9 protein-coding genes are annotated in these 12,623 nt (G+C 48.6%); 3 read left to right on the plus strand and 6 right to left on the minus strand.

What is annotated here, in order from left to right; translation table 11 throughout:
• Positions 1–176: 176 nt before the first annotated feature.
• The 6 genes from L5L91_RS02085 to L5L91_RS02110 all read right to left on the minus strand — a co-directional run bounded on the left by L5L91_RS02085 (position 177) and on the right by L5L91_RS02110 (position 5,956).
• The gene (locus tag L5L91_RS02085) at positions 177–1,463 is read right to left on the minus strand and encodes an acetyl-CoA hydrolase/transferase family protein (RefSeq protein WP_263191415.1); all 1,287 of its coding nucleotides are present in this window, start codon (positions 1,461–1,463) and stop codon (positions 177–179) included.
• Positions 1,464–1,632: 169 nt separating this feature from the next.
• Positions 1,633–2,769, minus strand: coding sequence for an ABC transporter permease (locus L5L91_RS02090; RefSeq protein WP_263191413.1), 1,137 nt, complete (start codon positions 2,767–2,769; stop codon positions 1,633–1,635).
• The gene (locus L5L91_RS02095; RefSeq protein ID WP_263191411.1) at positions 2,759–3,715 is read right to left on the minus strand and encodes an ATP-binding cassette domain-containing protein; all 957 of its coding nucleotides are present in this window, start codon (positions 3,713–3,715) and stop codon (positions 2,759–2,761) included. The genes L5L91_RS02090 and L5L91_RS02095 overlap by 11 nt, the downstream gene beginning before the upstream one ends.
• Positions 3,712–4,722 (minus strand): HlyD family secretion protein, encoded by a 1,011-nt coding sequence (locus L5L91_RS02100; RefSeq protein ID WP_263235569.1) that lies wholly within the window; start codon positions 4,720–4,722, stop codon positions 3,712–3,714. The genes L5L91_RS02095 and L5L91_RS02100 overlap by 4 nt, the downstream gene beginning before the upstream one ends.
• On the minus strand, positions 4,722–5,423 hold the full coding sequence (locus tag L5L91_RS02105) for a TetR/AcrR family transcriptional regulator (RefSeq protein ID WP_131525685.1): 702 nt from the start codon (positions 5,421–5,423) through the stop codon (positions 4,722–4,724). The genes L5L91_RS02100 and L5L91_RS02105 overlap by 1 nt, the downstream gene beginning before the upstream one ends.
• A gap of 185 nt (positions 5,424–5,608) precedes the next feature.
• Entirely contained in the window at positions 5,609–5,956 is a 348-nt protein-coding gene (locus L5L91_RS02110) for a hypothetical protein (RefSeq protein WP_113938914.1), read from the minus strand.
• A 795-nt stretch (positions 5,957–6,751) separates the two neighbouring features.
• On the opposite strand from L5L91_RS02110, the gene L5L91_RS02115 reads away from it, so the two are divergent.
• The 3 genes from L5L91_RS02115 (at position 6,752) to L5L91_RS02125 (ending at position 12,610) form a co-directional block, all read left to right on the plus strand.
• Positions 6,752–7,609: a hypothetical protein gene (locus L5L91_RS02115; RefSeq protein WP_028760548.1), complete on the plus strand. Its 858-nt coding sequence runs from the start codon at positions 6,752–6,754 to the stop codon at positions 7,607–7,609.
• Positions 7,610–7,620: 11 nt separating this feature from the next.
• Complete coding sequence (locus L5L91_RS02120) at positions 7,621–8,949, plus strand: DUF4785 domain-containing protein (protein ID WP_263235570.1); 1,329 nt, start codon at positions 7,621–7,623, stop codon at positions 8,947–8,949.
• Between the two features lie 433 nt (positions 8,950–9,382).
• Positions 9,383–12,610, plus strand: a complete 3,228-nt coding sequence (locus tag L5L91_RS02125; RefSeq protein WP_263144878.1) for a winged helix-turn-helix domain-containing protein — start codon at positions 9,383–9,385, stop codon at positions 12,608–12,610.
• Positions 12,611–12,623: the final 13 nt, after the last annotated feature.

A 12,623-nucleotide genomic window follows, 5' to 3' on the forward strand; every position in this document is an offset into this window, starting at 1 on the left:
TGACTCCTTTCTTTATAAGTCTGTCGGTCAAAACCGCCAAGAGTTTATACCATATCGGGACAGACGAATGACTCTTTACCGCTATTAAACGACGTATTAAAACCAACCCTTTACGCTTAAACGAGCTTGCACCACTGCAAACTCAGCAGCAAGCCATAACACCATGATTTACAAGTCTATAGATTTAATCCCCACACATCAAAGGCATCACGACTTAATTGTTCCCTAAAATCTGGGTGAGCGATGGCGATCAGCGCTTGTGCCCGTTCGCGCAGTGAACGGCCGCGTAGATTAGCTGCGCCATATTCGGTCACAATATAATGCACATGGGCCCGAGTGGTAACAACCCCTGCGCCAGGTGATAACACGCTTGCAATGCGAGAAAGCGTTCCCCCCGCGGCAGTGCTGGGCAGCGCAATCACAGAACGACCACCTTCGGATAACCCTGCGCCGCGGATAAAATCCATCTGGCCACCGACGCCGGAATAGATTTTAGTGCCAATCGAATCGGCGCACACTTGGCCAGAAAGGTCGACCTGCAGCGCCGAGTTAATCGCCATCACATTAGGGTTTTTACGGATAATGGACGTGTCGTTGACTTGCTCTATATCCATAAAAATAACCGCAGGATTATCATCAACATAGTCGTATAACTTTTGACTCCCCAGGGCAAAACCTGTGACGAGTTTCCCCGGATAAAAACGCTTCTTGCTGTTGTTAATCACGCCCTTTTCAACCAGTTGCAATATACCATCAGAAAATAGCTCAGTGTGGACGCCTAAGTCTTTATGTTCGGTTAAGCAAGACAGCACGGCATCGGGGATCGCTCCTATACCCATTTGTAAACAATCGCCATTACGCACCAATTGGGCAACATTTTTACCGATCGCCAAACTCACCGCATCCCCCGTCGCGAAGGAATGAATGGGCAACGCCGCGCTCTGCTCATACACAGCGGCAAAACGGTCGATATGGATAAAGCTGTCACCATGGGTGCGCGGCATTTGTGGATTAATATGAGCGATGATCTTACCCGCGACTTGGCAAGCTGCGAGCGTTGCTTCAACCGAAATGCCTAAGGAACACATGCCATGCTTATCGGGTGGCGACACTTGGATAATTGCGGTATCAATTTTTTGCTCGCCGGAACGAAATAACTTAGGCACTTCAGACAGGAAAATCGGCACATAATCCGCGTCACCACTTTGCAGTAATGCCCGCGTTGGCAGCCCACCGAAAAAACATCGATGGCGTAAATGCCCCTGTAAACTGGGATGGCTTAAGGATTCGGCGCCTTCAGTATGTAACTGTAACAGGGTGAGATTTTCTTTGGTGAGTGCATGCTGCGCCAACGCATCTAATAAAATGCGCGGAGTGGCGCCCATGGAATGAGTCCACAGCGTCTCGCCGCTTTGAATAAAAGCAACCGCATCGAGCGCGCTATGACAAATGATTGGAGGCATAATGAATTCCCTTCGCTAAGCATGATGGCGGCAATCGCCCTAGCGGCAGTGTAAGGGATATCCTAATTAAGCAACATCGATTTCAATGGCTTAGCGCGACTGTTTACTGATAATTTGCGCTATATCAAAACTCGGCACTTTGCCCTTGATGATGAAACTCAGTACAGGGTTAATCCAAGCGCTTCGAAAATCTCATACTGGCAATCAATAACCCAATACAAGTAAAACCTATCATCCACAGGGCATCAAATTGCAGATCCATCACTTGGGCATCGCGCAGCACTATGGCCCGTGACATGCGCATAAAATGGGTTGCGGGTAAGGCTTCGGCAATCCACTGCGCCGCGATGGGCATGGCTTCGTAGGGGAACATAAATCCCGACAAGAGAATCGATGGCAGGAGGATAAATACCGTCATCTGCATCGATTGCAACTGGGTTTTCGCTATGGTCGAAATCACTAATCCTAAGGTTAAACTGGCGCAAATGAACAACATAGCGGCAAGGGCGATAGAATCAAGCCCGCCGCGAATGGGCACATCGAACAACAGATGCCCTGCGCTCAGGATAATGGTCACTTGCACAAAGCCAACCATCACATAGGGCACGATTTTACCCAGCATCAACTCCAGTGGCCGCACAGGCGTAGTGATCAAAAACTCCATATTGCCCTGCTCGCGCTCACGCACTATGGCGGCGGAAGTAAACATCACCATGGTCATAGTCAAAATCACCCCCAACAGGCCGGGCACGATATTGACCACAGAACGTTGTTCTGGGTTGAAATATTGCACCACTTCAAAACTCGGCATCGCCGTTTTTAGTGCTCTTCCTGCGACTTCATCCAGTGGCATTTGCCTTAGGCTACGAATAGTTGAAGCGACAACCGTATCCGAACCATCCACCAGCCATTGGCCAGCGGGTTGTGCGATATAGGACTGGGCTAAATATTGCTGACCCACAAAGCTTGGGTGACGCACTAAGCGCTCATCGAGATCAGCGGGCAAATACAGCACGGCTTTGACTTCGCCGCGAGTGATCGCCGCCTCAGCCTCGGCGGCACTTAAATATCGCTGCTTAAAATCTACTACCTGCGTTGCTTCCACCGCCTTAACCAGTGCGCGACTGTAGGCAGAATCACTCAAATTAACTAACCCAGCAGGCAGATGGCGAGCATCGGTATTGATCGCATAACCAAACAACATCAGTTGCACTAACGGGATCATGATTATCATGCCAAAGGTCATACGATCCCGCGACAACTGCCGCAGCTCTTTGACCACAATCGCAAAAATCCTACGCCACATGGTCAGTCTCTCCCTTGGAAACCCCAGCCAAGCGCTCGCCGGTGCAAGTGACAAACACATCCTCAAGGCTAGCGCGCACTTCTTCCATCGTCCGGCTGGCAACTCTTGGTTTAAGCCAAGCGAGCGGATCTTCAATATCGCTGCGCACTAACACCCGTAAACGACTGCCGATTTGCGCCGCCGACAATACCGCAGACTCGCTGATCAGTGATTGTTTTAAAGTGCGTAAGTCATCCCCTGAGATCTCAACCACCCGAGCCCCCATCGCCGCCATCAGTTGCTGGGGCGAACCGTCGGCGCGTTTCATCCCCCGCTCTAAAATCGCAAGACCATGGCAACGCTCGGCCTCATCCATATAGTGAGTCGACACAAGTATCGTAGTGCCTTGGGCACAGAGATCGAATAAGCGCTCCCAAAACTCGCGTCGATTTTCAGGATCGACCGCCGATGTCGGCTCATCGAGAAACAACAATTCGGGGTGATGTAAGGTTGCTGCCGCTAAGGCCAAACGCTGTTTCTGGCCGCCACTCATGGAGCCCGCCATTTGTTTCTCGCGGCCGACTAAATCGTATAGCGTGACTAACTCGGCTATTCGCAGCTTTGATGCTCGGCGGTTAAGGCCATAAATTTGCGCGACAAACTCTAAGTTTTCCCGCACCGAAAGATTGTCGTACAGGGAGAATTTTTGCGTCATGTAGCCAATGCGACGGCGCAGTTTTTCCTCGGCGCCGGGTAAGGTTTCACCCAATACGCGGATATTCCCCGATGTGGGACTCAGTAACCCAGTCAACATACGAATTGAAGTCGATTTTCCGCAGCCATTGGGGCCGAGAAACCCATAAATTGTGCCCTTGGGAATGGCGAGGTCGAGGTTTTCCACCGCATTAACACCACCAAAGGCGCGGGTCATCCCTTGGGTCTCGATAGCAAAATCAGCGCTTTTCATGGCTGCTCCACTTTTTGCTGCACTCCTTGCAGCACATCGAGTTGCAGCACATCGAGTTCAACTTCTAATGCCATGCCAGTAGGTAGGTCCTGATCTGTGGCGGAAATCGTGATATCGGTCAAATACATCAGCCGCGCTCGATCACGTTCATTTAGCGCATAAAATGGCGTGTAAGCAGGTTGACTGCGAATATTGCGCACAGTGCCAGCAATCGGTATCTCGCGGCCATCCACAAGAATATTGACGCTATCGCCCGCCTTCACTCTGTCTAACCAAGTCGCGGGCAGGTAAACCCGTACATAGGGATCCTCGCTCGCCAGTAAACCAATCAACTGAGTGCCTGCGGCAATGCGATCGCCGACTCGCCAAGGCAACGTATCGACAACGGCATCACGCGCCGCTACCAAGCTCAAGTCTGCTAAGGCTTTTTGTTCGATGGCTACACTGGCGCGAGCTGCAGCCACCGCGGCTTTGGCTTGTTCAAGCTGCTCACTACGGGTGCCATTTTCTAGTAGTCGCAGGCTTTGCTGCGCCTCAGCTTGCTTGGCTAAACTGGTATCCCGCGCCGCACGGGCCGTATCTAAATCCGCTTGGCTAAGTACTTTAGTGACAAATAAACGGTTTGTTCGTTCAAAGGCTCGCTGAGCCTCTTTCACACTGGCATTCGCCCCGTCGAGCACGGCCTTGGCGCGTTCTATATCCTCTAAACGCGCACCTGTGACCGCCTCAGAAAGTTTAGCTTTAGCCTGTTCAAGCTCGGCTTGGCGCAGGGCGAGGCGCGCATTAGCAGAGGTTGTATCGAGCTGAATTAACACCTCACCCGCCTTAACCTGTTGACCTTCAACCACATTCACTTGAGTAATCAACTCACCTACGGGCGCAGTAAGCGTCAGCCTGTCCCGCTCAACAGTGCCAAGCACTCTAGGCGGCGCTTCAGTGCAACCGACTAATAGCAAGATCACACAACCCACACTCACGTGCGTCAGAATCTTAAAATTCACACTCATTACGACTTCCTCGGTTCACGCAGTACACCTTGGGTAAAAACCTGCATATTGTGCAGCGCTAAACGCTGTAAACCATCAGCATCGGCGCTAAAAAAGCCGAACTGACGCATTAACACCGGAGGCGCAATAAGCGGAAAAACCATCAGACTCACGAAACTGAGGCGTACTAAATCGGGATCTAATCCCTCCTTCAATAGCCCCGCATTGACTAATGTGGATTCGAGCCATTGCCGCGAGAGGGATAAAATTTGCTCAAAAACAGACAACATAATGCGATAGGGTTCTGAGCCATCGCCTTCCTGTAACACCCGTATAATCAACCGTGGCAATCCCAGGTTGGGTGCCATAACGCGATAATATGTCTGCATAAGTTCACCCAAGTTATTAGGGGCATCCGCGGCGGATATTTCGCGAAAACGCGCTAATACGGGTTCAAGGGTTTCCCGCACCATTTGTTCGAACAGGCCCGCTTTTGAACCAAAATAATAACGAATAAGCGCGGCATCAACCTCGGCTTCGCGGGCAATTTCACGGGTAGAAACGCTGGGATAACTGCGATGACTGAAGAGACTTAGGGCTGCGATAATTAAGCGTTGGCGGGCATCGGAATCCCCTTTCGGACGACCAGGAGTCTGCGGCTGTGATTCAGTTTGGGCGGTAAATGGCACAACCCCCTTTGGGCGACCGGGAATAAGCGACATGGCAAGCTCCAGCAAAATTCATCTATTGATGAATATACTGAAAAGCCGCGTAAAAAGGCAGCAGTTAAATTCCTCATTTTCATTGATATTGAGGAATTTAACCCTAGCACTGCAAGGCTAAAATTTGAGTACCGTTCAATCGAAAAATTAAGCGGCCTTCTATTAAAGATTTATACAGTAAAAGCTTATGCGCCTTTCACTATCGCACTCAAACGGGTAATGAATTGCTGTACGGCTTCAACCGTGTCAAAACTAAAGGCAAGGCCATAGTGGGTTTCGGTCAAACTCTTATGTAAACGTTTGGGGAAACGTGTCATCTCAGCATTGTGGAAATAGTCGTATTTGGCATGCACGCCTGCAATAGTGGCAAGTTCGCCGGAAAAGACTTCGAATGCGGGACGAATAATCAAGTTTGGTGATTTACCGTCGAGGTGTAAATAGAAAGCCTCTTTGGTTTCTGGGAGCATGTATTCTGTAATGTTTTTTATGGTGAAATTAGTGCGACATTGCAGTCCACTTAAGCAACTCACCATCTTATTATGTTCTATCGCCAAACTTATTCTCCCGTGTTTGTTGTCTATTTAGATTAAACCTGCCCATATCGCGCTACTTTTTCTACTCCCAGTCAATCCATGGCTCAGATGACTGATTAAGATAAGAAGAATATCATCTCGGCAATGTTGGTTCTTATCCCGTTTATCCCACTTTACCTCAGCTCAGCCTAATCGGTTTAGTCTTTAAATGCACTAAAGTGATACCCATATCCCAGAGTAAATGGGCGAGTTTGAATTATTTGTCACAAAAAACCTTTATATACAGAATGATAAACTGATTAACTCAAACACTACGCGGGTGTCACAGAAAATTCTTTTGTGTAAGCAAATCGATATTTCAAACACGATAAAGCACAATTTAGTTTATTAGGTATTGCTTATCATCAGGTTACCAACCTTTAGTTTGACATTAAAACGAACCGTTCAAAATGCGACCCTGCGATTGCATTTTATAATGATTGTTTTACTTGCCAGCTTAAAATGTTGCGTCTAGGTTAATAAGCTTGAGTTAAGTCCTGTTGATAATGGCTAAGTTACGGCAATCACATTTGATGCCAACGTAAACTAGCGCATTCACGCTATCCCGTCGTATTCAGGCCTTAAGTCATGTTTTACCCAAAGTGAGTAACCCGCGCTTAAGCGCCTATAAACCGAGCCATGCCAGCCGATTTCAAGCTTATTTACGGCAAATCCTTAGCATTAACCGATTTGCCCTAAACTGTCGCAACGGACTGGCGGCCACAATCAACAAGACCAACAACACGAGATATAGCCATGAAGATCAAAAAAGCCCTCATGCTCTTGGGTCTGTTCGCTGTCAGCCCAGTCACGTTAGCCGCAACCGGAGTCGCCTTTATCCATGGTACGGGTCACCAGACCAATGCCTTAGCCGATTACTGGACGCCCGAATTTGTTAACTCAGTGCGCCAAGGCATCCCAGTGCCAAACAATTACACAGTGATCAACTGCGACTTTGACCAATATATGTGGGAAGAAAGCGCCGCAGGTTGTCTGGCCACGCAGCTCAATAGCTTTATCCAAGCCAAAAATATCGACGACTTAATTCTGCTGACCCACTCCAATGGTGGCAACGTAGTGCGGTGGATTTTATCTAACCCTACGTGGGATAGCCGTTATCCTGCAGTGATCAACGCCACCTCAAAGGTTATCGCCATCGCGCCTTCCAGTGCTGGTACGCCGCTGGCCGATGCGGTGAACCAAGGTAATGTGTTCGAAACCAGCTTAGGCTGGCTCTTAGGCTATGGCAGCAATGCGGTGAAACAACAGCAAGTCGGTTGGATGGCAAACTACAACAACGCTTGGCTTAATGGCACAGCGGGTCGCCCATCGCTGGGTAAACCCTTCGAAGTCGTGGTGGGCTCAGATGTTGATTCCGCCATTTGGGACAGCGACAGTTACTGCGCGGGTTATCAATACCAAGTCGCGCTCGAAACCACCCAAAACTGGCTCGATAGCTGCTCCGACGGCTTCTTAAATTGCAGCTCACAAAAGGCGGCTGGCACTGTCTGGTTTACTGATAAACAAAAGACCCGTGGCCAAGAGCCCTTAAGCCATCAGCAGAGTCGTCGTACGTGTTTCAATTTAGACACGCTGATCCGCAACCACATTTAAGGAGCACTAAGATGCACACACTCAGCAAACTTGCCAGTGTCTTGGCGCTAAGCGGACTGCTTGCAGCCTGCCAAGATGAAGCCACACCCATAGATCCCAAAACCAATGCCAGCCCAATGTACGCCAAAGGGTTAACCTTAGCCGCGCCGAGCGATACTGATCTCGTCGATAGCAATATTGCCAGCCCAACACTCACGCCCATCAACACCAGTACGGATTACATTAGCTTTATCACCCCGCTGTACGGTGAGTATCAAGCGAGTATGCTTAAGCTGGAGCAAGCCAACCAAAGTGACGAGTATTGGGTCAATGTAACAGGCGCACAGCTTAATGCGGGCGTGGGCCTCACCATGAGCCAAGCGTCTAGCTTAGTGCGCATTGCACCTCGGGGCGATACCCGCTCTGGCGCCTTAATGCATGCAGAGGCTATTGCCCCTGAGCGCGTACAAATTCAGCGCGTTACCCCTAATCAGTCACCCCAAGGCAAAGCAGCCAACAGCAGTGGGATAAACACCAATGAGTCACTGGTCAAATCGATGGTCAACGCCGATGCTTTGGCTAGCGCAGGGTTAACCGATGATTCCAGTGCTCTGCAAATGTCGGCGAAGGCCACACCGGGCGAATATCGCCTGCAGGTCAGCCAGCCGTTAACACCGAGCGCCAGCTACTTAGTCAATGTGAAGGAAAAAGGCTCGCCCTATCAACTGAGCGTCAAAGCCCCCATAGCCATCGCGGCGGATGCGCAAACCCTTGGGCTTGAACTCGCACTCAGCCAAAGTGATAACACCTTTCTGCCACAGGCAACACTCAAGCAAGCCGATGGCAATATGCAACCGCTGGCGATGGTAAAACAAGGGGAGACATGGCAAGCGGTGATCCCCGCAGGCGTGGCACTTTCGAGCAGCAATGCAGGTTTCAGTGAAATTGAAATCACAGTGCAAACCCAAGTCGATGGCCGTCCTGTGCAGCGCACGGTCAAATCTGTTTTTAAGTCTTTTGTCAATTCGGCGAGCATCAAGCCCGAAGTGCTCACGGTTTGGGATAAAGGCTTGCCTAACCAAATCAACTTTGAGTTAACTGTCGCCGAGGCGGGACGTTTTGGCTTAAGTGGCACGTTAACGGGCACCAATGCCGAAGGTCAAAAGGTGGCGATTCTACGCACCCAAGCGGCCAATTGGCTGACCCCAGAGTCGCCGAAGTTAAAGCTGATGTTAGATCCTAAGCTCATCCAAGCCTCGGGTTTACAGCCGCCCTTCGAACTCAATGAGTTAGAACTGCAAGATCAAGGTCAAATGGCCAGATTAAGCTATCAAGCCAAGGCACTAACCTTAACGCGCTAATTCAAAGGGACCAATGTTAAGGGGATAACGTTAAGATACTTAGCTTAAGGTGCTGATAAGTCAGGCTTGTTAGCCTTAAGTTCCTCTCTAATACAAAGTGCCCAATCACGGGCACTTTTTTATTGTTTATTTTTGTGATTTACACCTAAAAGCCATCACCTTATTTAACATCTAGTGCAAAGCACAAACTGTTGACAGAAAAATGACAAGCTAAAGACTATTTACCACACCTCACCCTGATAAAATTTACATTGATCATCAAGGGTTATTCCTTTTAAATAACAATCATCAACGGCATAATGTCAAGGTCTTGACGCCCAACCTTTGAATGACAAGCACACGGATCTTTATAACAATACGTATAACAATAAGAGTGACTCACAGCGCAATTTTTTACCGTGCCATGGTCAATACTCAATAAATGGACATCGTTATGAGTGACAGCACATTTTTCTTTGGTGAATGGCAAATCAATCCCAGCGCCAATAGTCTGCTCCTTGGCAAACAAGTCAAACAACTTGAGCCCAAGGCGATGGATGTGCTGCTATTTCTCTGTCAACGGGCGGGCGAAGTCGTCAGCAGTGATGAAATAGTCAGCCACTGCTGGCCAGGTGTAGATACCGGCGACAATCCACTACACAAGATTATCAATCAGTTACGTCGAGCATTAGGCGACAGCGCCACAGAACCCACCTATATAGAAACCATACGCAAACGCGGCTATCGCACCTTAGCCGAAGTGCGTTTTCCTATCGGACACCAAGCCACCGCCAGCCCACAGAGTTGGCAAGGCGGCTCGCCCTTTCCGGGGCTGCAAGCCTATAGCGCTAACTATGCCGAGGTGTTTTTTGGCCGCAGTGAACAAATCAGCACTTTGCTTAACCGGATAAGTCAACAAATCCTGTTTGGCCGTGCCTTCTGCCTGATCTTAGGTCCAAGTGGCAGCGGTAAATCTTCCCTGATTAATGCGGGTGTTGTGCCCAATTTAATGAAGGGCGACGGCTATAACGGCATTGGTGTCGCGTCATTCAGCAGCTTAGATTTTGCCGATGTGAGTAAAGGACAACTACTCACCGATCTTGCCAGTGCTATGCTCGACTGGGAAATCAACGACATCCCAGTATTCGAAGGCATGAGCGCTGAGACTCTGGCGATTCAACTCATCGAAGATATCCAAAGCGTAATCGACCAGTGCACCCAAGCGCTCAAGGCTAAACCCTTTTCTAATCCGTTTTTTGCCTTGTTTATCGACCGATTAGAAGTGTTGCTCTCATCACCGCTATTTAGCGATACCGAACGAACTCAGTTCATAGAATTATTGGAACAACTCGCCACCTCAAAAGCCGTGATTATCATCAGTGCCTGTCGCAACGATTTTTATCCTTTATTGGTCAATTACCCAAGCTTAATGGCGGGTAAAGCCCGCGGCGCCCACTTTGACTTAGCACCGCCAACACGCACTGAGCTATTACAAATGATCCGCCTGCCCGCAGTGGCTGCCAACTTAAGCTGGGAAGTTGACAGCGACACCGCGATGCCGCTCGATGAAATGCTCTGCAGCGATGCCGCCAGTAACCCAGATGCGTTGCCCATGTTGCAATACACTCTGCAGGCCTTGTATTTACAACGCAGCGCCGACGATAAGTTGTTAGTCTCTGTTTATCATGCACTTGGCGGTATTGAAGGGGCGATTGGCAAAAATGCCGAGCAGGCGATTTCACACTTAAGTGATGCCGAAAAAGCCAGTCTGCCGCGGATTTTATCCCTATTAGTCACCCTGCGCGAAGATGAAAAGTCCATCACCAGCCGCACCGCTCGCTGGTCACAACTGCAAAGCACGGCCGAAACCGCCCTAGTGCAAGCCATGGTCGATAGCCGCTTATTCGTGTCACATCTGCAAAATGGAGAACCCTGTTTTAGCATCGCCCACGAAGCACTTTTACGCCGTTGGCCGCGGGCGACGGCTTGGATTAGCGAACATAGCGACAGTTTGAGTATTAAGAGTCGCCTACAGCATTTATCTAAGCGTTGGCTCAGCGAAGCCAAACACAGCGCTTATCTGCTCGCCGAAGGCAAGCCGTTAAAAGAGGCCCAAAGCCTCAGCCAAAATCCGTTATTCGATTTAGACGATCCCGAAACCGCCTTTATCGCAGCCTCCAGCAAACGCGCCAATATGCTGCGCTGGACGAGGCGCCTAACCGTCGCCCTACTGTGCGTCCTCACCTTAACCTCCGTCATTATGAGCGTGCGCAGCATAGAAGCCGAAAAACTTGCCCTGCAAAAACGCCTTGCCGCCGAAGATTTGCTCGGCTTTATGGTGGGTGACTTCGCCGACAAGATGCGCGGCATCGGCCGTATGGACTTACTCGACGGGATCAGCAATAAGGCACTGGAATATTTCACTGATTTTTCCAATAAAGAGGATGATGCACACTTAAGCTTCGATGCCCGCTTCCAACACGGCCAAACCTTAGAGGCCATGGGTGAAGTGGCCTATTCGCGCAATAAAATCGATGAAGCTCGCAGCGCATTACTCGCGGCACAGGAAAAAATGCTGCCACTGCTCGAATTGCAGCCGGAAAACTTAGCCCTACTGAAAACCTTAGGTGCCAATGCCTTTTGGTTAGGACAGCTTAAGTATGATGTGAGTGATTGGGCGGCATCGCGCCCCTTCTTCGAGCAGTACTTAGCCTATAGCCAAACTATGTACGCCCTTGCGCCCGAAGATAAAGATGCGCTCATGGAACTTTCTTACGCCCATAACACTTTGGGCTCAGTTTCGATGAAGCAACAGGAATTTGCCAAAGCACAACAAGATTTTGAAGAGTCGCTAAGGCTTAAATTGCTCGCCTTGGCAAAAGCGCCTGAGGATAGTCAGCTAATTGCGGATGTGGCCAATGCACGTTCTTGGTTAGCGAGTGCGGCAGTGTCACAAGGTGATGTACTTTCAGCCATACAGATCCACACTCAACTCCAACAAGAACTAAGCAATAACATTAAACAGCCATATATATTAGATAGACTAGCAGCCAGCCATCAAATTCTTGCTAAGTTATACGATTATCAAGATCTACCAGAACAAGCCCTAAGACAAACCCGACTTGGTTTGGAAGCAATATCAAAAGCGCTAGAACAAGATCCTAAAAACGATATTTGGACAAGACAAAATTACTATTTACACTTCAATCTTCTAGCATTTGCACGCACTGATTCTAATGAGATTACAAGATTAAAATCTTTACTAGATTCAGATATTGATTTGAATTCTTCATCGAAGAGAGACGAAGTGTATGCAAGCTATTTTCTTGCATCAGCACAACACTTACAACGACAAGGTAAGTTTGATAAAAGTATAGAATATGCTGTGCTAGCAAAAAATGAATTTCTTAAGTTATCAAAAAAATTCAATCAAAATATTAACTTCATTTCAAACTTATCGGAAAGTATTCTATTTGAAGCTAAAACGGTCAAAAATTATAAAGCCAAGCATGAATTATGCAACACTTCAAAATATTTACTATTACCTATAGTAGAAAAAGATAAATCACCAAATTTCACCATTCATTATGTTAAAGCCCTTGACTGCCTTGGCGAAATTATAAGCGATGACAATCTTAAACATTTACTATTAAAATCTCATATAACCAATACCAAATTTTAACCAAAAGAAAGGA

Source organism: Shewanella sp. SM55 (assembly GCF_025654025.1).
GTDB classification, from domain to species: domain Bacteria; phylum Pseudomonadota; class Gammaproteobacteria; order Enterobacterales; family Shewanellaceae; genus Shewanella; species Shewanella oncorhynchi.

Coding starts and splice junctions, on each gene's coding strand:
- L5L91_RS02120 (WP_263235570.1), top strand. CDS start 7,621: ATGCACACACTCAGCAAACTTGCCAGTGTCTTGGCGCTAAGCGGACTG.
- L5L91_RS02100 (WP_263235569.1), bottom strand. CDS start 4,722: ATGAGTGTGAATTTTAAGATTCTGACGCACGTGAGTGTGGGTTGTGTG.
- L5L91_RS02125 (WP_263144878.1), top strand. CDS start 9,383: ATGAGTGACAGCACATTTTTCTTTGGTGAATGGCAAATCAATCCCAGC.
- L5L91_RS02115 (WP_028760548.1), top strand. CDS start 6,752: ATGAAGATCAAAAAAGCCCTCATGCTCTTGGGTCTGTTCGCTGTCAGC.
- L5L91_RS02095 (WP_263191411.1), bottom strand. CDS start 3,715: ATGAAAAGCGCTGATTTTGCTATCGAGACCCAAGGGATGACCCGCGCC.
- L5L91_RS02105 (WP_131525685.1), bottom strand. CDS start 5,423: ATGTCGCTTATTCCCGGTCGCCCAAAGGGGGTTGTGCCATTTACCGCC.
- L5L91_RS02110 (WP_113938914.1), bottom strand. CDS start 5,956: ATGGTGAGTTGCTTAAGTGGACTGCAATGTCGCACTAATTTCACCATA.
- L5L91_RS02090 (WP_263191413.1), bottom strand. CDS start 2,769: ATGTGGCGTAGGATTTTTGCGATTGTGGTCAAAGAGCTGCGGCAGTTG.
- L5L91_RS02085 (WP_263191415.1), bottom strand. CDS start 1,463: ATGCCTCCAATCATTTGTCATAGCGCGCTCGATGCGGTTGCTTTTATT.